Annotated in this window: 19 protein-coding genes; 17 read left to right on the plus strand and 2 right to left on the minus strand. The window is 41.5% G+C overall.

Annotated elements, in window-relative coordinates:
• The first annotated feature begins 15 nt into the window (after positions 1-15).
• The 14 genes from AC1MCB_RS17785 (at position 16) to AC1MCB_RS17850 (ending at position 12857) form a co-directional block, all read left to right on the plus strand.
• Entirely contained in the window at positions 16-1020 is a 1005-nt protein-coding gene (locus tag AC1MCB_RS17785) for an NADH-quinone oxidoreductase subunit G (protein ID WP_479966063.1), read from the plus strand.
• Positions 1020-2057 (plus strand): NADH-quinone oxidoreductase subunit NuoH, encoded by a 1038-nt coding sequence (nuoH, locus tag AC1MCB_RS17790; protein ID WP_479966064.1) that lies wholly within the window; start codon positions 1020-1022, stop codon positions 2055-2057. The genes AC1MCB_RS17785 and nuoH overlap by 1 nt, the downstream gene beginning before the upstream one ends.
• 47 nt (positions 2058-2104) lie before the next feature.
• Positions 2105-2620 carry a NuoI/complex I 23 kDa subunit family protein gene (locus AC1MCB_RS17795; RefSeq protein WP_479966065.1) on the plus strand — a complete coding sequence of 172 codons (516 nt, stop codon included), beginning with the start codon at positions 2105-2107 and terminating at the stop codon, positions 2618-2620.
• Positions 2621-2705: 85 nt separating this feature from the next.
• Positions 2706-3209: an NADH-quinone oxidoreductase subunit J family protein gene (locus tag AC1MCB_RS17800; RefSeq protein WP_479966066.1), complete on the plus strand. Its 504-nt coding sequence runs from the start codon at positions 2706-2708 to the stop codon at positions 3207-3209.
• Entirely contained in the window at positions 3209-3538 is a 330-nt protein-coding gene (gene nuoK, locus AC1MCB_RS17805) for an NADH-quinone oxidoreductase subunit NuoK (RefSeq protein ID WP_479966067.1), read from the plus strand. The genes AC1MCB_RS17800 and nuoK overlap by 1 nt, the downstream gene beginning before the upstream one ends.
• Before the next feature lie 75 nt (positions 3539-3613).
• Complete coding sequence (gene nuoL, locus AC1MCB_RS17810; protein ID WP_479966068.1) at positions 3614-5521, plus strand: NADH-quinone oxidoreductase subunit L; 1908 nt, start codon at positions 3614-3616, stop codon at positions 5519-5521.
• Positions 5522-5545: 24 nt separating this feature from the next.
• The gene (locus tag AC1MCB_RS17815) at positions 5546-7009 is read left to right on the plus strand and encodes a complex I subunit 4 family protein (RefSeq protein WP_479968758.1); all 1464 of its coding nucleotides are present in this window, start codon (positions 5546-5548) and stop codon (positions 7007-7009) included.
• A gap of 2 nt (positions 7010-7011) precedes the next feature.
• Entirely contained in the window at positions 7012-8391 is a 1380-nt protein-coding gene (locus tag AC1MCB_RS17820; RefSeq protein ID WP_479966069.1) for an NADH-quinone oxidoreductase subunit N, read from the plus strand.
• A gap of 44 nt (positions 8392-8435) precedes the next feature.
• Positions 8436-9101 (plus strand): DedA family protein, encoded by a 666-nt coding sequence (locus AC1MCB_RS17825; protein ID WP_479966070.1) that lies wholly within the window; start codon positions 8436-8438, stop codon positions 9099-9101.
• Between the two features lies 1 nt (position 9102).
• The gene (locus tag AC1MCB_RS17830; protein ID WP_479966071.1) at positions 9103-9645 is read left to right on the plus strand and encodes an inorganic diphosphatase; all 543 of its coding nucleotides are present in this window, start codon (positions 9103-9105) and stop codon (positions 9643-9645) included.
• A gap of 6 nt (positions 9646-9651) precedes the next feature.
• Complete coding sequence (locus tag AC1MCB_RS17835) at positions 9652-10977, plus strand: hemolysin family protein (RefSeq protein WP_479966072.1); 1326 nt, start codon at positions 9652-9654, stop codon at positions 10975-10977.
• A gap of 20 nt (positions 10978-10997) precedes the next feature.
• Positions 10998-11699: a 16S rRNA (uracil(1498)-N(3))-methyltransferase gene (locus AC1MCB_RS17840; RefSeq protein ID WP_479966073.1), complete on the plus strand. Its 702-nt coding sequence runs from the start codon at positions 10998-11000 to the stop codon at positions 11697-11699.
• Positions 11696-12355, plus strand: a complete 660-nt coding sequence (locus AC1MCB_RS17845) for a DUF4159 domain-containing protein (protein ID WP_479966074.1) — start codon at positions 11696-11698, stop codon at positions 12353-12355. Before AC1MCB_RS17840 ends, AC1MCB_RS17845 begins: the two co-directional genes overlap by 4 nt.
• A 1-nt stretch (position 12356) precedes the next feature.
• On the plus strand, positions 12357-12857 hold the full coding sequence (locus AC1MCB_RS17850) for an acyl-CoA carboxylase biotin carboxyl carrier protein subunit (RefSeq protein WP_479966075.1): 501 nt from the start codon (positions 12357-12359) through the stop codon (positions 12855-12857).
• Between the two features lie 299 nt (positions 12858-13156).
• Here the strand turns inward: AC1MCB_RS17850 and AC1MCB_RS17855 are convergent, their stop codons facing one another.
• A complete protein-coding gene (locus AC1MCB_RS17855; protein ID WP_479966076.1) occupies positions 13157-14773 on the minus strand; it encodes an SUMF1/EgtB/PvdO family nonheme iron enzyme in 1617 nt (538 codons plus the stop codon).
• Positions 14774-15123: 350 nt separating this feature from the next.
• Between AC1MCB_RS17855 and porV the strand changes: the two genes are divergently transcribed.
• On the plus strand, positions 15124-16284 hold the full coding sequence (gene porV, locus AC1MCB_RS17860) for a type IX secretion system outer membrane channel protein PorV (RefSeq protein ID WP_479966077.1): 1161 nt from the start codon (positions 15124-15126) through the stop codon (positions 16282-16284).
• A gap of 3 nt (positions 16285-16287) precedes the next feature.
• A complete protein-coding gene (gene ispF, locus AC1MCB_RS17865; RefSeq protein WP_479966078.1) occupies positions 16288-16767 on the plus strand; it encodes a 2-C-methyl-D-erythritol 2,4-cyclodiphosphate synthase in 480 nt (159 codons plus the stop codon).
• Here the strand turns inward: ispF and AC1MCB_RS17870 are convergent.
• A complete protein-coding gene (locus AC1MCB_RS17870) occupies positions 16764-16931 on the minus strand; it encodes a FeoB-associated Cys-rich membrane protein (RefSeq protein WP_479966079.1) in 168 nt (55 codons plus the stop codon). The genes ispF and AC1MCB_RS17870 overlap by 4 nt on opposite strands.
• A 117-nt stretch (positions 16932-17048) precedes the next feature.
• Here AC1MCB_RS17870 and typA point away from each other — a divergent pair, with 117 nt between their 5' ends.
• Entirely contained in the window at positions 17049-18857 is a 1809-nt protein-coding gene (gene typA, locus AC1MCB_RS17875) for a translational GTPase TypA (RefSeq protein ID WP_479966080.1), read from the plus strand.
• Positions 18858-18957 lie beyond the last annotated feature (100 nt).

Consider the following 18957-nt stretch of genomic DNA (forward strand, 5'->3'; position numbering starts at 1 on the left):
AAAAACTGATAAATAATGTCAGATAAGGTTAAAGTTACCATAGACGGAATTACGGTTGAAGTTGAAGCTGGAATGAGCATTTTAAACGCAGCCCGCCAGATTGGAGGAGAAGTTGTGCCGCCGGCTATGTGTTATTACTCAAAGCTGGAAGGCAGCGGCGGTAAATGCCGTACCTGTCTGGTAAAGGTGAGCAAAGGTTCTGAAAAGGATCCAAGGCCGATGCCGAAGCTGGTAGCTTCCTGCCGTACAGGTGTAATGGATGGCATGGAGGTGCAAAACATAACATCGCCTGAAGTGATTGAGGCCCGTAAGGGAGTGGTAGAGATGCTGCTGATCAATCATCCTCTCGACTGCCCGATCTGTGACCAGGCGGGGGAGTGCCACTTGCAGGATTTAAGCTATGAGCATGGTCTTGCTAAAACCCGTTATGAGTTTGAGCGCCGTACCTTTGACAAGATTGATATCGGGGATAAAATACAGTTACACATGACGCGTTGCATTTTATGCTACCGTTGCGTTTATGTAGCTGATCAGATCACGGATAATCGGATCCATGGTGTTTTGGGTCGTGGAGACGCTTCTGAGATCTCTACATATATTGAGAAAGCAGTTGAAAATGATTTTTCAGGTAATATGATCGACGTGTGTCCGGTTGGCGCTCTAACAGACAGGACTTTTCGTTTCAAGAACCGGGTTTGGTTCACCAAGCCTGTTGATGCACACCGGGATTGCCCGACCTGTAAAGGTGAGGTGACTCTGTGGTATAAAGGCGAAGAAGTAATCCGCGTGACGGGGCGTAAAGATCAATTTGGTGAGGTGGCTGATTTCATATGCAACACGTGCCGCTTTGAAACTAAGAAGACCAGTGACTGGGTGATTGAAGGGCCCCGTCATATTGCAAATACTTCAGTTATATCGTCTAATCATTACGAAACATTGCAGCTTCTCCCGGTAATTGAAAGAAATCCGGTTTTAATTGAAGCAAATAAAATTGAGTTTGATAGAACAACTAAGATCTGATGGAATTAGCATTCGTTATAGAAAAATTTGTACTGATTACGGTGATATTCCTGGTCAGTCTTGGTGTTGCAGCGTATTCGACTCTTGCTGAGCGCAAAATAGCCGGGTATCTGCAAGACCGCGTAGGTCCCAGCCGTGCGGGTCCGGGGGGAATGTTTCAGCCTCTGGCAGACGGATTGAAGATGTTCTTTAAAGAAGAGATCATTCCAACCGATTCCAATAGATTTTTGTTCATAGCAGGACCTTCACTTGCGTTACTAACAGCCTGTATAGGTAGTGCCGTAATTCCGTGGGCACCTGATATGATTATAGGTGACCGGATTATCCCATTACAGGTTGCTGATATCAACGTAGGTGTTCTTTACATTTTTGGGATTGTTTCTTTGGGCGTTTATGGATTAATGATTGGCGGATGGGCTTCGAATAATAAGTTTTCTCTGATGGGAGCTGTAAGAGCTGCTTCTCAGAGCATTAGTTACGAGATTCCCATGGGACTTTCTCTTATTGCACTGTTGCTTGTAACGAATACTTTAAGCTTGAGAGAGATCGTAGGACAGCAACATGGTGGTAACTGGAATATCCTTTATCAGCCTCTTGGATTCATTATTTTCCTTGTTTGTTCATTTGCAGAAACCAACCGGACTCCATTCGATTTACCTGAGTGTGAGACTGAATTAGTAGGTGGATATCATACTGAATACTCTGGTTTTAAGATGGGTGCTTTCATGTTTGCAGAATACTTAAACATGTTTGTAGCCTCAGCAGTGATGTCGACCTTGTATTTCGGAGGATATAACTATCCAGGTATGGATTGGGTGGGTAACATGGTTGGACCAGTAATAGGACCGCTCATTGCGATGGCTGTTTTATTTGCTAAGATCTTTGCGTTTATCTTTTTCTTTATGTGGGTTCGCTGGACTGTTCCGCGTTTCCGTTATGATCAATTGATGAACCTGGGGTGGAAAGTTTTAATTCCACTGGCAATTGCCAATATCGTAATTACAGGAATTGTGATTACAATCTATGATAAATTATAAGCCATATTCTCCTGCGTGAGAAAGTGAGATTGATAGAGTTTGATACTATGGAGTCATTAACTAATAGAAAGAAAGTACTGGCGCAAAAACCCATGAATTTCTGGGAGCGAATATATCTTCCTGCAATTTTTAAGGGGATGGCTATTACTTTCATGCATATGTTCAAGAAAAAGGAGACGATCTTTTATCCTGAGGTAGAACGTGAATTTTCTGAAAATTGGCGGGGACTGCACTCGCTTAAACGTGATGAAGAAGGCAGAGAGCGCTGTACAGCCTGTGGACTGTGCGCATTATCATGCCCGGCCGAGGCGATCACCATGATTGCTGCCGAACGTCAGAAAGGCGAAGAGCATTTATATCGTGAAGAAAAATATGCGGCAGTTTATGAGATAAACATGCTCCGCTGTATTTTCTGCGGATTATGTGAGGAAGCTTGTCCAAAAGAAGCGATCTATCTGGACGGTCCGATTGTGCCTGCCGATTACCTTAGAAAAGATTTCATTTACGGAAAAGACAAACTGGTTGAAGAGCCGATAAAATATGAGACTACATCGGCAAATTAACATTCCGGCCGGGGTTTATTAAATATCACAGTATAAATTATACCTTTGCGCCGCATTTAAATCGCAAAGATCAACACAGAATTTAATGGGTATATCTCTATTCTACATAGTTGCAATTCTTTCCATTTTCTTTTCACTTATGGTGATTTTCTCAAAAAATCCGATCCATAGTGTATTGTACTTAATTATTACCTTTTTCACTTTCACCGTTCATTATGTTCTGATGAACGCCCAGTTTCTGGCAATTGTAAATTTCATCGTGTACATGGGAGCGATCATGGTGCTATTTCTGTTTGTGCTCATGCTATTGAATCTCAATGAAGAAACAGAACCTATGAAATCGAACCTTCTGAAAGTAGCAGGATTGATAGCAGGATTGTGCTTGCTGGTTACTCTGGTCGGTTCTATGAAATCATTGCATATATCAGATCCTGTTCTTTTGAGGGATCCCGATCTGGGGTTGGTCAAGAACCTCGGGAAAGTATTATTCAGCGAATTTTTGCTGCCATTCGAAATCTCCTCCATTCTATTGCTAACCGCTATGGTTGGGGCAGTATTATTAGCTAAAAGAGAACCTAAAACCGCATAATGGAGAATGTAACCCAAGCCCTGCAAGGCGTTCCGTTAAATCATTATATCCTGCTTAGTGCCATTATTTTTGCTATTGGCGTTATCGGAGTGTTGATCCGCAGAAATGCTATCATCATTTTTATGTCAATTGAATTGATGCTTAATGCGGTAAACTTACTGTTAACTGCATTCTCTGTTCATCATAACGACGCCTCAGGACAAGTCTTTGTTTTTTTCATAATGGCTCTGGCTGCAGCTGAAGTGGCTGTGGGGCTTGCGATTATAGTGATGGTCTTCAGAAATACCAGTTCTACAGACATCAACGTGTTAAATAAATTAAAATGGTAGTGCCTGAGGACAGGTCCGGGAATAGCTTGAAATCTATTGTCTGTACTGATCCTTCAATATAATTCTGAATATAAGATGATAGATTTAGTTTGGTTAATTGTTTTGTTTCCATTGATTGGATTCCTGATCAATGGATTAGGGCGGAACATACTTCCTAAAAGCGTTGTAGGTTTTATTGGCAGTTTGACCATTTTATTGTCCTTTGGATTAAGCCTTGGTGTTTTCTTCGAACTTAACTCCTCTGCTGTAAAATCATTTACTATACCGTTGTTTGACTGGATCAGCGCAGGCAGCCTTCTTGTTCCATTTTCCTTCCTGGTAGATCCGCTCAGCGCTTTGATGCTGCTTATTGTAACCGGAATCGGTTTCCTGATCCACGTTTATTCGGTAGGATATATGCATCATGATGCAGGTTTCAATAAGTTTTTTTCCTATCTGAACCTTTTCATCTTTTTCATGCTGCTGTTAGTGTTAGGCTCTAACTATGTCATTATGTTTATAGGCTGGGAAGGTGTCGGGCTTTGCTCTTATCTCCTTATCGGTTTTTGGTTTACAAATGTATCATACGCAAGTGCGGCTAAAAAGGCTTTTGTAATGAACCGCATCGGTGACCTAGGTTTCTTAATCGCAATTTTCGTCATGTTTGCCACCTTCGGAAGTGTGGAATTTAGCCAGATCTTCCCTCAGGCAGCCAAAATGGTCTCCGGCGATAATATGCTAGTTCTAATAACTGCTCTGTTATTTGTAGGTGCCATTGGCAAATCAGCTCAGATACCATTATTTACCTGGTTGCCGGATGCGATGGCTGGTCCGACTCCTGTTTCCGCCTTGATTCACGCCGCAACTATGGTGACAGCAGGTATTTACATGATTGCACGTTCAAACATTCTATTTACCCTGGCACCTGAGACACTGTCGGTTGTTTCCTTCATTGGTATAGCAACGGCAATAGTTGCTGCACTTATTGCAGTAACTCAAACGGATATTAAAAAAGTTCTTGCATACTCTACAGTATCTCAGCTTGGATATATGTTCCTGGGTTTAGGCGTTGGAGCTTACACAGGAGCTTTCTTCCATGTAATTACACACGCTTTCTTTAAAGCCTTATTATTCCTGGGTGCAGGTTCTGTTATTCATGCTATGAGCAATGAACAGGATATGCGGAACATGGGTAGCCTGAAGAGCAAGTTGCCGGTTACCTTTTTAACTATGATGGTTGGTACCATCGCAATTGCAGGTTTGCCTCCGTTCTCCGGTTTCTTTTCCAAAGATGAGATTCTGGCTCACGCATTTCAACATAATCAGTTTCTATGGGTAGCTGGAGTTATAGGAGCTATCCTGACAGCATTTTACATGTTCAGGATGATGTTCCTGACTTTTTATGGTAACTATCGCGGAACCCAGGATCAGCAGCACCACTTGCATGAGTCACCGAAGTCGATGACTATTCCATTGATCATTCTCGCTATTCTGGCTGCAGTTGGTGGCTTTATCAATGTGCCTGAAGCATTAGGTGGGGGGCATTGGCTAGCTAATTTCCTTTCGCCTGTCTTTGCAGATTCTGCATCAAAATCTGAAGGATTGACCTTAGATCATACCACCGAATTTATATTAATGGCGGTTTCAGTTGGCGGTGCCTTAGCTGCAGCAGTGTTCGCATATTTTAGATATGTGAAACGATCACATATACCGGTAGCTGATGGTGCTTCGAGACTTGCGCTTGCCAATGCATCGTATAACAAATTCTATGTTGACGAAATATATCGTGCAGTATTCACCCGTCCTCTTGACAGCTTATCTAATTTTTTCTACAGAGTAATTGATAAATCTGGTATTGACGGAATCGTCAACGGATTTGGGTCGGGTGCCACGGAATCGAGCAAGGGCTTTCGTCTGTTGCAATCGGGAAATACCGGCTTTTATATTTTTATGATGGTAGCAGGAATAGTGGCGCTATTTGTATATGGGTACTATAAAATTTAATATTAACGCGGATAGATCTTGATGATGAATTTTTTACTGCTAATACTCCTTTTTCCTTTAGCTTTCTCCGCAGTTTCCTTATTTGCTAAGGGAAGCGCTGCCTGGAAATACGCTCTTGGTGCTTCACTGATTCCGTTATTGATTACATTTTTTCTGTTAAGCGCTTTTATTCCGGATGCATCCACTCAGTTTGTTGTTGATCATTCGTGGATCGATAATTTCGGTATCCATTTTAAAATTGGAGCTGATGGAATCTCTATGATTCTGATATTGTTGACCAATTTGTTGATACCAATCATCATCCTGGCAAGTTCCAAGTATCAATATAAATCGCCGGGTGCATTTTACGCGCTGATCTTTTTTATGCAAGCTGGCTTGCTGCTTGTGTTTACAGCAATGGATGCCTTCTTATTCTATGTAGGTTGGGAAGCTGCTCTTATACCAATATATTTCATTTGCGCTATTTGGGGAGGCGAGAACCGGATTCGTGTAAACCTGAAATTTTTTATCTACACTATAGCCGGCAGTCTGATCATGTTGATTGCCATCATTTATCTGCACCTGCAGACGCCAGATAACTCATACGATTTAGCCTCATTTTATAAGTTAAATCTTCCGGCCAATATTCAGGGGTGGATATTCGGTGCTTTCTTTCTGGCGTTCGCTATCAAAATGCCTGTGTTTCCGTTTCATACCTGGCAGCCTGACACCTATACAGAGGCGCCTACCGCCGGAACAATGCTGCTTGCTGGTATAATGCTTAAAATGGGTATCTATGGCGTTATACGCTGGTTAATTCCAGTTGCACCTCTTGGTTTTGCAGAGTGGGGGCAAACTGCACTTATACTTTCTATTATTGGAATCGTATACGCATCAATAATTGCCTTCACCCAGAAAGATATTAAACGGCTGGTTGCTTATTCATCAATTGCTCACGTCGGCTTAATTGCAGCTGGTATTTTTGCCTGGAATGTTCAGGGAGTTCAGGGAGCGATGATTCAGATGCTTAACCACGGTATTAACGTGGTTGGGATGTTTTTTGTACTCGACATTATTATCCGCAGATTGAATACCCGGCAGATCGACGCAATGGGTGGCATTGCTAAAGTAGCACCCGCTCTCGCAATCTGCTTTCTTATAATATTGTTGGGAACGGTGGCATTGCCATTAACCAATGGTTTCATAGGCGAGTTCTTATTGCTTGTAGGTGTTTATAATTATAATATATGGTACTCGGCAATCGCCGGCTTAACAATCATCTTTGGTGCTGTTTACTTACTTCGCATGTACCAGAACGTAATGTTAGGTCAGCTTAACGAAATCACCGAAGTATTTAAAGATATTGATGCGACCGAAAAAACTGTTTTGGTTGTTATTTGTGCCCTGGTAATATTTATAGGAGTTTATCCACAGCCCCTGCTTCACATTTCGGAAGCTGCGGTGAGTAATTTAATAGAGCAGGTTAACCAAAAGATTTTAGTAAACTAAGTATGAGTGCCTTAATAACCTTATCTGTTTTAGCCATTATCGTTTTATATCTGGGCTTATTCAAAGCAAAGAATGCTTTGTTGCCAGTTACACTAATTGGTCTGGCTGCAGTTATTGGCTTATCAATAATGGAGTGGAATAATAATCCGAAGCCCATTTATAGCGGTATGATGCTGTTCGATAATTTCGCAATTGCCTTCACCGTTATCTGTGTGTTTTCTACAATGCTCATTCTGCTGATATCCAGAGATTATTTTGAAAGGATAAGCGAGCACGTTGCTGAATACTACGCTATTATTATGTTCTCCCTGACAGGGATTATGGTGATGGTGTCATATCATAATCTTTCAATGCTCTTCATTGGTATCGAGATCATGTCGGTAAGTTTGTATATTCTAGCAGGTATCCGCAAGAAAAGCTTTTCTTCAAATGAGGCGGCTTTGAAATATTTCCTAATGGGGGCTTTCTCCACAGGATTCCTGCTGTTAGGTATCGCATTACTTTATGGCGCGACCGGCTCATTCGATCTGGCATTTATTAAGAACTATGTCATCACCAACCCGACCCATATCTCTCCATTATTTTATAGTGGATTACTGTTACTCATTATAGGTCTGTGTTTTAAAGTTGGAGTAGCACCTTTCCATTTTTGGGCGCCTGATGTTTATGAGGGTTCTCCTTCGTTGATATCAGTGTTTATGATGACTGTAGTTAAAACTGCAGGTTTTGCGGCTTTCCTAAGAATCTTCCTTATCTGCTTTGCGCCATTGTATGATTTCTGGATGATGCCTTTATTGATCATCACCGTCATTACATTGTTTATTGGAAACGTATCCGCCTTATACCAGAATAGCTTCAAAAGGATGCTGGCTTTTTCAAGCGTATCGCATGCCGGTTATATGTTATTTGCCATCGTGGCTTTGGGAAATGATTCAATAAATGCTGTAATTCTATATGCCACGGCTTATTCGGTTGCTTCCATAATAGCTTTCGCAGTGCTTATCCTGGTAAAGCGTCAAATGGGTTCCGATCATTATGAGAGTTTCAATGGCCTGGGTCGTAAAAATCCTTTTATGGCTTTCACCCTGACCGTCGCGATGCTTTCCCTGGCAGGTATTCCATTAACCGCTGGATTTATCGGAAAGTTCATGATGTTTTCAGCCGCGCTTTCAGAGTATCATATAGTACTTGTGGTACTTGCGGTTATCAACGCCGTGATTGGAATATTCTATTATTTAAGAGTAATGGTGGCAATGTACTTCAAAGATCCCGATCATCATGCGGTGCTTTCGTCTCCTTTATTTAGTATCGTGATTGCATTCTCTGCACTTATAACGATCGTTCTGGGGGTGTACCCAGGCCTTATATCTAATCTGTTCTAGTTCCGGATTAGGAATTAATGTTGTAGATTTACCCTTATTCAACTATGCAAGAGATCTGGGATGCCGTACAACAGCTTATCGATCCGGAACAATTACTAAGGGACGGCGGCTTTTATGTCCTGCTGTTTGTTGTTTTCGCAGAGACTGGTTTGTTTTTCGGCTTCTTTCTCCCCGGGGACTATCTACTATTTTTAGCAGGAATGTTTGTCGCAACCGGGAAACTGGATGTTACTATTTTTATGTTGATTATTGGTCTTATTGTAGCCGCTGTGTCGGGTAATTTTGTTGGGTACTGGTTCGGGTTGAAGACTGGCCCGATGCTATACCATCGGCCTGATTCGTTTTTTTTTAAGAAGAAATACTTGAAAGCTGCCGAGGTTTATTATCATAAACAGGGCGCATTTGCGTTGATAATGGGCCGATTTATTCCTATCGTGAGAACCTTTGCTCCCATATTTGCAGGAGTTGTGCGTCTTGATTATAAGCGATTTGCCTTTTACAATATCGCGGGTGGTATTTTGTGGATTACATCCCTAACTTTATTAGGTTTTTTTTTAGGGAAGACATTCGCGCAGGAAATTAACGATTACTTGCTGTATATTATTATCGGTTTTATAGTGTTGACTACAGTGCCGCTGGTATGGACCTACCTAAAGGGAAAAATCAGCGGAAACAAAAGTGAAAAAGAAGAGTTAAATCAAATAGAATAATATGAGTAAAGACCACCCGTGGCATAGTATTTCCCCTGGCACAGACATTCCAAATATTGTGAATGCCATTATCGAAATCCCCAAAGGATCTAAAGCAAAATATGAAATTGATAAAGAATCTGGCCTGATCAAACTTGATCGGGTTTTGTTTTCATCGGTAATGTATCCTGCCAATTACGGATTTATCCCGCAAACCTACTGCGATGATAATGATCCGCTTGACATCCTTGTTTTATGCTCAGTTGACGTCTATCCGATGACTATCATTGAGGCTAAAGTGATTGGGGTCATGCATATGGTAGATAATGGGGAGCAGGATGATAAGATCATCGCAGTTGCCAAGAATGATATGTCTGTTAATTACATCAACGATCTTGATCAGCTGCCACCTCACACAATGACTGAAATCGTACGCTTTTTTCAGGACTATAAAGCTCTGGAACATAAAGATGTATCGATTGAAGATTTGTTAGGTGTATCATATGCACACAAGGTAATCACTGAAAGCTTGCAGCTGTATCAGTCAACATTTGTTAATGTTTAACTTATCATGAGCTTTCAAATATTCCTGACATTCTTCCTTGTATTTCTAAATGGCTTTTTTGTTGCAGCTGAGTTTGCAATTGTAAAAGTACGCGCCTCGCAGATTGAAATTAAAGTTAAGACTGGCAGTAAAGTAGCCAAAATAGCTAAACACATGACCCAACACCTGGATGGGTATTTGGCGGCTACCCAGTTGGGTATTACGCTGGCATCCTTAGGTTTGGGCTGGGTTGGTGAAGAGGTTATGGAAGCCTTGATCCATAGTGTGATGGCATTTTTTGGTGCCAGTGAACAGGCTATTACAAGCTTTTCCGGCACGTTTGCACCTGTCATAGCTTTTGCGATCATTACAGTCCTGCATATTGTGTTTGGAGAATTAGCGCCTAAATCAATTGCAATCCAACGTCCGGTTAATACCACCATGGGCATTGCATTGCCGCTGCATTTCTTTTATTTAGTGTTCCGCCCGTTTATATGGTTACTAAATGGTTTTGCCAATTTCATTCTAAAGCTGATTGGTATCAATACCATTGGTAGTCATGAGGCGCATCATAGTTCAGAAGAGCTTCAGTATTTGCTGGATCAGGGGAAGGAAAGCGGTGCCATCGAAAATAATGAACATGAGTTGATTAAAAATGTCTTCGACTTCAATGAGCGTGTTGTAAAGAATATTATGGTTCCTCGTACCAAAATCAGTGGTATTGAACTTACCACCTCTTACGAAGAGATTCTTAATAAGGTAATCAGTGAAGGATATTCGCGGATACCAGTGTATGATGATTCCATTGATAAGATTGTAGGCATAGTACATGCAAAGGACATCCTACCATTGCTTGCTCATAATAAGGAACTGATATTAAAAGATATTATCAGGAAACCTTATTTTATACACGAGTCGAAAAAAATTAACGATTTGATGGCTGAGTTTCAGCAGAAACGCATCCAGATCGCCATTGTTCTCGACGAATTTGGTGGAACTGCCGGAATGGTAACTCTCGAGGATATTGTGGAGGAGCTTGTAGGTGAAATTCAGGATGAGTATGATGAGGAAAAGCCGATTGTTGACAAAGTTTCGGAGACGGAGTTTATTGTAAATGCGACAGCTTCTATATATGACATTAATGAATATTTGCCGCATGACCTGCCTGAAGATGGAGATTATGATACGGTAGGAGGATTATTGAGCACTCTTGTAGGTAAGATTCCCGAAGTCGGCGAGACGCACGAATTTAATGGCTACACTTTCACTATTCTGAAAAAGGCTGATCAAAATGTTGAATCTGTCAAGTTGGAGCTGCTAATAAACAGCGATGATGCAGTGGATATTCACTAATATTTTCGTGGAAAAAGGCTATGCATCTGTTTTACACCCCGGACATAAGTGCTGATTATTTTACCCTTGATGAAGAAGAGAGCAAACATTGCATAAAAGTTTTACGACTCCAGAACGGCGATGAGGTTTCTCTTGTCGATGGGAGGGGTGGTCTTTACACAGCCAGTATATTGGATGCACATCCTAAACGAACACTTCTAAAAATCATTGACACCAGGCTGCAGTACGCGAAGCGAAATCATTATCTACACATTGCTATTGCGCCAACAAAAAACATTGAGCGTACAGAATGGTTTCTTGAAAAAGCTACGGAGATAGGAATTGATGAAATCTCTTTGGTTATTTCCGACCACTCTGAACGAAGAGAGGTAAAACCGGAAAGATTGAAAAGGGTTATTACTTCAGCTATGAAGCAATCTATAAAAGCTTACCATCCGGTATTAAATCAATCTGTATCTTTTCACCAATTCATTCAGAGTACGCATCAGAGTCAAAGATTTATCGCTCATTGTATGGATGGTAAAAAGGGATCGTTAAAGGAGGAGATAAGCCTTCAGTCAGATTACCTGATCATGATAGGTCCGGAGGGCGACTTTACAGCGTCGGAGGTTGCAGCTGCTTTAGAATCAGGTTTTAAAGCCATAACCCTCGGAGAAAGCAGACTGAGAACTGAGACGGCAGCCCTTGAGGCATGCTTCGAGATTAACTTCTTAAACCGATGAAACGCTTACTGTTTTGCTCATTATTCGCATTGGTACTGATTTCAGCTGCGTTTATAGTTCCAACCTATAAGATCGGACGACTTAAGTATAACGGCGGAGGGGACTGGTACGGAAATCGGACGGCATTAAGCAATTTAGTTTCTTTCTGCAATCAAAACCTCGGAACTAACTTCGAACCGGACGAAGCCAACGTAGATGCCGGAAGCACAGATATCTTCAATTATCCTTTTGTCTATATGACTGGACACGGCAACGTGACCTTTTCAGATCAGGAAGCCGCTAATTTGCGGAAGTATCTTACCGGAGGCGGTTTTTTGCATATAGACGATAATTACGGCCTCGATAAATTTATTCGTCCTCAAATGAAGAAGGTTTTTCCTGAATTAAGTTTTGTAGAACTTCCCCCAAGTCATGCGTTATACAATCAAAAATTTAAATTCCCAAATGGATTGCCCAAAATCCATGAACACGATGGAAAACGTCCTCAGGGATTTGCATTGATCTACCAGGGACGTGTAGTCTGTTTTTATACCTATGAGTCTGATCTGGGCAACGGATGGGAAGATGCTGGCACTTACGCCAGCGATACTGAAGAGACACGTTCCAAAGCATTAAAAATGGGTGCCAATCTGGTTCAATACGCCTTAACGCAATAGCATGTTCAAAATCAAAGTTAATAGCAACTTAAACTTCGAAATAAATCAGGAAAAGGGTAAGACATTTGTTGACGGTCAGGAAATCTTTATAGATGTGGTAAACGGAATGGATCAACATTTACATATCCTTCACAATAATAAGTCGTATAGGGCGGAAGTAGTCACATTTAGTGCCGCCGAGAAAGTCTGCACCATCAAAATAAATGGTAACAACTATGCATTGGAAATTAAAGATCAGTATGATGAATTGCTGCATCAGTTGGGCCTTGACAATCTTAGTAAAGTGAAAATCGCTGAGTTGAAAGCGCCAATGCCTGGGTTGGTATTGAAGATCTTTGTATCCGAAGGAGATAAAGTGCAAAAGGGAGATAACATCCTTGTTCTTGAAGCCATGAAAATGGAGAATATCATAAAATCACCGGGAGATGTTAGAATAAAAGCTATCAAAATACGTCCCTCAGATACAGTTGAGAAAAACCAGGTAATGTTCTTATTTGAATAACTTGCCTATTTTGATTAAAGGTGATGATTACGAGCGAGTTTAATGCTGATCAACCCAACCTTAGTAACCCAGATCTCAATAGCTCAAACATTGCGTTAGGCTGATTCTTGGGGTACGCTGTACTAATTAATTTGCGAGCCATGAGTCTGATAAAGAGGGGCTGCTCCCAGAAGACACCTAAACTAGTTTAGCTCGCCGTCAGCAAATTCACTTTTTTTTATCTCGTGTTCGTTGCTACATAAAAAAAGACCTCCAAATAATTTGGAGATCTTTTTATTTTATGGAAAACTTAAACAAGGTTATTTCATCTTTTTACTGCTCTTTGCTTGTGACTTAGGCTGATTGAAATGCGGCTTGCCACTGGTCATGATTTCAGGCTGACCTACTAAGGTCATTGCACATCTGAATCCCAATTCAGCTCCAGCCTCATCCTGTTGCGCAAAGCGGCGTGTAGCAGGGTTCAACCAGTAAGCCCTGTCATTCCATGAGCCACCCTTATACACCCTTGAACGATCATTGACCAAAGTGGTAACTCCGTATAAATTCTGGTTAACAGTGTCTAAGTGACCCCTGAAGTCTGGATTGTACGGCTTACCAGCAATTGCTGAAGTATCTATCTTGGCTGCATCATTCTGACGTTCTGCCCATGTCTGTTTTTTAGCAGTCTTTGCCGGATCTTTAATCGGACGACCATATTTGTCTTTAGCATACAAACCTTTATCCCTGTCGGCCAGACGCTTATTCACGTATTCGTTACCACGGAAAGGATTGAAGTCATTAAAATCTTCGAAAGATAGTTTACGATAAACGTCTGCTGTCCACTCATTAACGTTTCCGGCCATATTATATAATCCAAAATCGTTTGGCATATATGCTATCACAGGAGCTGTAATATCGGCTTTATCATTCAGGTATCCCCCAGTTCCCATGTTATCACCTTCGCCACGTTTAAAGTTAGCTAAGATCATACCTTGAGTTTTCTTTTTCGGAGAACGGACGCCTAAGCCGTTCCATGGATAAATCTTTCCATCCGAAATGTTCTCATACTCTGTATTTCCGGCTAATGCCAGGGCAGCATATTCCCACTCGGCTTCTGTAGGTAAACGGTACGGTTGTTTTAATACCCCATCTTCAAGCCTAACCTGACGGGTAGGACCTTTATTTCCCCCCGGCGCTGCACCTGCTGTTGCGGTAGCATTCGGATTTAGATCACGTGGCATTTTTTTACCATCCTGCTCACGGGTAAATTGTCCATTCAAATAAATATCGGTATTGAACGGCTCAGAGCTTGTAGTAGCAGTTGTCGTCGTAGTCCCACCACCTGCTCTGCCTCCGCCGGCTAAAGTTTTATAATCCAACAAAATTCCGCGCTGACGAAGAATCTCCTCATTTACACGATCTGTCCGCCACTCAGCGTAGGCATTCGCCTGTTCCCATGTAACCCCAACAACCGGGTAATCCTGAAATGCAGGATGACGTAAATAGTTATTTACGTAAGGTTCATTATATGATAAAGGTTGACGCCACACCAGTGTATCCGGAATCGCGTTATAATAGTATTCCCCATCTTCGGGAAAATTACGCTTGATCCAATAAAGATATTCCAGCCAGTCAACGTTTGCTACTTCAGTTTCATCCATGTAGAAGGAAGCAACAGTCACCCGGCGTCGGACGTTATCAAACTCATAACCCAAATCCTGGTTTAAAGAGCCTCCCATAACGAACGTCCCACCTTCAATGGCTACCAACCCAGGCCCCGGACCGGGCTGAACTTTTTTATGAACTTCATATCCGCCATTGTACTTATCATTGTAAGCCATGCCGGTTTTAGAAGACGCCTGACGTTGTTTACAGCCAGTTGCGACAACTACCAAGGCCAAACAAGCAGAAGCGAATACTATTGATTTTTTAATCATTGAGTGTAAATGAGCAATTAATCTATAAAAATAACAAATCAGAATAATATCCCAAATGGAAATTTCCATACCTGATCAAATATAATCCGGCATTATCATTCAACGAAAAAAGCGTTGTCAGAGTTACATAAGGTTAACGGTTTTTTCACTATTGCAGAACAGGTAAGTTATTAAATTTAACTGACAGGTTGACTTGGCCGATTCAATTAGTTGAAATATTCATTATTATTAATATAATTACATTGAATTTCAAGCTCGCTCACATCTTGGTCGTTAGAAACCGAGTGATTTTTCGTTATATTGTACTAATCAAAAGAATATTCTATTTTAGACAGTGATGTCTGCAATCTATGATGATAAAGAAAGTTTCAATTAGTAGTGCTGTTTGTATTCTGCTTGGGTGCTTTTCTGCAGCCGAGGCTCAAAATGTTCCTCAGTCCGACGGCAAGTTTTCAAATACCATTCAAACTGCTGCCCCCTTTTTGTTAATTGCTCCTGATGCCCGTTCAGGTGCAATGGGAGATGTTGGAGTGGCCATTTCGCCTGACGCCAACTCAATGCACTGGAATCCTGCAAAACTGGCTTTCATGGAAGATCCCACCGGTTTTTCTGTTTCATACACCCCCTGGTTACGAAACCTTGTGCCTGATATAGATCTCGGTTATTTGTCAGTATACCATCGCTTAGATGACCGGAATACTATAGGCGGGTCCTTACGCTATTTCTCCTACGGTTCTATCCAGTTAACCAACGAAAATCAACAGGATATTGGAATCTACAGCCCGAATGAGTTTGCTATAGATGGTACTTTTGCCAGGCAGTTTGGAGAAAACTTCTCATTGGGAACCGCCATACGTTATATCCGTTCTAGTTTAAGTAACGGACAATTCAACGGTCAGGAAATTCGCCCGGCATCTGCCCTTGCGGCCGATGTGTCGGCCTACTATAAGCAGGGGACCGTATTGGTGGGTTCAGACGCTGAGGTTGCCCTGGGAGTAAATATTTCTAATATTGGTACAAAGGTCAGTTATTCTGATGCCGCCGAAAAATCTTTTTTGCCAACCAATTTGAAACTGGGTGGAGCTACAACCTTTAATATTGACGACCTGAATAAGTTTACTGTCGCACTGGATATAAACAAGCTGTTAGTTCCGACAAGTCCTATCCGCGATGAAGATGGAAATATAATAAGCGGTAAAGATCCCGACCGATCAGTTCCTTCCGGAATTTTCGGTTCATTTTCCGATGCTCCTGGAGGCTTCTCTGAGGAGTTGAAGGAGATCAGCTATTCTTTAGGGACTGAATATTGGTATAATAACCAATTCGCCGTTCGTGCCGGCTATTTTTACGAGAACCCTCTAAAAGGAGACCGGCAATACCTTACCCTGGGAGCCGGGTTGAAGTACAATGTATTTAACCTTGATTTCGCCTACCTTGTGGCTAATCAGCAAAAGAGTCCCCTCGCTCAAACGCTCCGGTTTTCCCTTATTTTTAATTTTGCAAAGAAGTAGTGTATGAAGATTAAAGTGGGCTTTGGATTTGACGTCCATCAGCTGGAGTATGAGCATCCTTTTTTTGTTGGAGGTGTAAAGCTGGAACACCATTCGGGAGCAATCGGTCATTCTGATGCTGATGTTTTATTGCATGCTATTTGTGATGCCCTGCTTGGCGCAGCTAACCTGGGTGATATCGGCTTTCATTTCGCTAACACCGACGATCGTTGGAAAGGCATTAGCAGCCTGGTGCTTTTGGAAGAAACAGCGAAGTTATTGAGAGATAAAGGCTGGGAGATAGGGAATATAGATGCCATGCTTTGCATGGAAGCCCCTAAAGTAAATCCACATGTTCCTGAAATGAAGAAGAATATTGCAAGATCAGCAGGGATTGATGAAGATGATATTTCAATTAAAGCAACAACAAACGAAACGATGGGCTTTATTGGTCGCGAAGAAGGTGTAGTAGCTTACGCTGTTTGTCTGATTCAGAAAATCTAATTAAGCTTTTGATCCGGAACTTTAAATTTGGAAAAATCTGCCCCGCATTTCCCGCAACCACTTGCACAGCCTTTATCAGCTTTAAGGTTGCGGTACATCATTCGGCCTAAATAGACAAGGGCAAAAACAAAGATCGCAGCTAAAAGAATTTCCTGAACTCCCATTCACAAAGATAATATTACTTGTATTTATTTTTGTCAGAACACTTTCAGAATCAGGGAGTATAAAATTTCCGATAATTAAAACTACCTTTGCAAAAATTTTTTTTAATTAGTTTTTGCATGCAAAACATCCGAAATATAGCGATCATCGCACACGTTGACCACGGTAAAACAACCCTGGTTGATAAGATCTTACATCAAACGAACCTTTTTCGTGACAATCAGGCCACGGGGGACTTGATCCTGGATAACAACGATCTGGAACGTGAACGTGGTATAACGATCGTCTCCAAAAACGTTTCAGTACAGTACAAAGATGTTAAAATTAATATCATTGACACACCTGGTCACGCTGATTTTGGCGGAGAGGTAGAGCGGGTTCTTAAAATGGCCGACGGGGTGATCTTGTTAGTAGATGCTTTTGAAGGAGCTATGCCGCAGACACGGTTTGTTACCCAAAAAGCTTTGGCTCTGGGGTTAAAACCGATTGTTGTGGTTAACAAGGTTGACAAAGAGAACTGCCGTCCGGAGGAAGTCTATGAATCAATTTTCGAATTATTCTTTAACCTTGAAGCTACTGAAGACCAGTTAGATTTTCCTGTTTTATACGGTTCATCAAAACATGGCTGGATGAGTACTGACTGGAAAAATCAAACTGAAGACATCACTCCTTTATTAGATGCTGTTATAGAGTTTATTCCACCAGCGCCAATTTCTGAAGGTACTCTGCAAATGCAGATTACATCATTAGACTACTCTTCATTTGTTGGTCGTATCGCCATTGGCCGGGTAGCTCGTGGTGTGGTTAAAGAGAATCAGCCGGTATCGCTTGTAAAGCGTGATGGCAAAATTCAGAAAAGTCGTATCAAAGAACTTTATGTTTTTGAAGGCCTTGGAAAGGTAAAGGTTACTGAAGTTAAATCTGGTGATATCTGCGCGGTAGTAGGTATTGAAGGATTTGATATCGGTGATACCATCGCTGACTTCGAAAATCCTGAACAACTGGAGGTAATTCACATTGATGAGCCTACCATGAATATGTTGTTTACCATCAATAACTCTCCGTTCTTCGGTAAAGAGGGCAAATTTGTTACCTCACAACGTTTGAAAGAGCGTTTATACAAAGAGATGGAGAAAAATCTGGCGTTAAAGGTTGTCGAAACTGATTCGCCGGATTCATACCTTGTTTACGGAAGAGGAATTCTGCATTTATCAGTTCTAATTGAAACTATGCGTCGTGAAGGGTATGAATTACAGGTTGGTCAACCGCAGGTTATTATTAAAGAAATTGACGGGGTGAAATGCGAGCCAATCGAAACATTGATTGTGGATGTTCCCGGTGAAGTTTCAGGAAAGGTTATCGAGCTGGTTACCCAGCGTAAAGGCGAATTGCTTGTGATGGAACCTAAGGGCGATCTTCAGCATCTTGAGTTCGAGATTCCCGCACGTGGAATTATCGGCTTACGTAACAACGTATTAACAGCTACTGGTGGCGAAGCAATTATGGCACACCGTTTCAAGGCTTACGAGCCATGGAAAGGTACTATCCCAGGCCGTTTAAGCGGAGTATTAGTATCTATGGAAAAAGGTCAGACTACAGCTTATTCTATCGATAAGCTACAGGATCGCGGTCGTTTCTTTGTTGATCCGGGTGTTGATGTTTACGAAGGACAGATTATGGGTGAACACATTCGTGATAATGATCTGGTTGTAAATCTTGTTAAAGGAAAAGCCTTAACCAACATGCGTGCCTCTGGAACAGATGACAATACTCGTATTGCGCCAGCGATTAAGTTCTCTCTTGAGGAAGCGATGGAATACATTCAAGCTGATGAATATATCGAGATCACTCCAAAAAGCATGCGTTTGCGTAAAATCTACCTTGGCGAAAGCGAACGTAAAATAAACGCAAAGAAGTTTCAGAACTAATATAAGAATTACGAATTCTACCAAAAACCCGGCATCGCCGGGTTTTTGTCGTTAGATGCTTTTTGTTATAAGGTATTTTTTAAATGCCCGTTGTAGCTCA

It is taken from the genome of Daejeonella sp. AP26 (assembly GCF_056680515.1).

Coding starts and splice junctions, on each gene's coding strand:
- AC1MCB_RS17840 (WP_479966073.1), top strand. CDS start 10,998: ATGCATCTGTTTTACACCCCGGACATAAGTGCTGATTATTTTACCCTT.
- AC1MCB_RS17855 (WP_479966076.1), bottom strand. CDS start 14,773: ATGATTAAAAAATCAATAGTATTCGCTTCTGCTTGTTTGGCCTTGGTA.
- AC1MCB_RS17850 (WP_479966075.1), top strand. CDS start 12,357: ATGTTCAAAATCAAAGTTAATAGCAACTTAAACTTCGAAATAAATCAG.
- AC1MCB_RS17820 (WP_479966069.1), top strand. CDS start 7,012: ATGAGTGCCTTAATAACCTTATCTGTTTTAGCCATTATCGTTTTATAT.
- AC1MCB_RS17800 (WP_479966066.1), top strand. CDS start 2,706: ATGGGTATATCTCTATTCTACATAGTTGCAATTCTTTCCATTTTCTTT.
- ispF (WP_479966078.1), top strand. CDS start 16,288: ATGAAGATTAAAGTGGGCTTTGGATTTGACGTCCATCAGCTGGAGTAT.
- AC1MCB_RS17785 (WP_479966063.1), top strand. CDS start 16: ATGTCAGATAAGGTTAAAGTTACCATAGACGGAATTACGGTTGAAGTT.
- AC1MCB_RS17815 (WP_479968758.1), top strand. CDS start 5,546: ATGAATTTTTTACTGCTAATACTCCTTTTTCCTTTAGCTTTCTCCGCA.
- nuoL (WP_479966068.1), top strand. CDS start 3,614: ATGATAGATTTAGTTTGGTTAATTGTTTTGTTTCCATTGATTGGATTC.
- nuoH (WP_479966064.1), top strand. CDS start 1,020: ATGGAATTAGCATTCGTTATAGAAAAATTTGTACTGATTACGGTGATA.
- porV (WP_479966077.1), top strand. CDS start 15,124: ATGATGATAAAGAAAGTTTCAATTAGTAGTGCTGTTTGTATTCTGCTT.
- AC1MCB_RS17795 (WP_479966065.1), top strand. CDS start 2,105: ATGGAGTCATTAACTAATAGAAAGAAAGTACTGGCGCAAAAACCCATG.
- nuoK (WP_479966067.1), top strand. CDS start 3,209: ATGGAGAATGTAACCCAAGCCCTGCAAGGCGTTCCGTTAAATCATTAT.
- AC1MCB_RS17825 (WP_479966070.1), top strand. CDS start 8,436: ATGCAAGAGATCTGGGATGCCGTACAACAGCTTATCGATCCGGAACAA.
- AC1MCB_RS17870 (WP_479966079.1), bottom strand. CDS start 16,931: ATGGGAGTTCAGGAAATTCTTTTAGCTGCGATCTTTGTTTTTGCCCTT.
- AC1MCB_RS17835 (WP_479966072.1), top strand. CDS start 9,652: ATGAGCTTTCAAATATTCCTGACATTCTTCCTTGTATTTCTAAATGGC.
- AC1MCB_RS17845 (WP_479966074.1), top strand. CDS start 11,696: ATGAAACGCTTACTGTTTTGCTCATTATTCGCATTGGTACTGATTTCA.
- typA (WP_479966080.1), top strand. CDS start 17,049: ATGCAAAACATCCGAAATATAGCGATCATCGCACACGTTGACCACGGT.
- AC1MCB_RS17830 (WP_479966071.1), top strand. CDS start 9,103: ATGAGTAAAGACCACCCGTGGCATAGTATTTCCCCTGGCACAGACATT.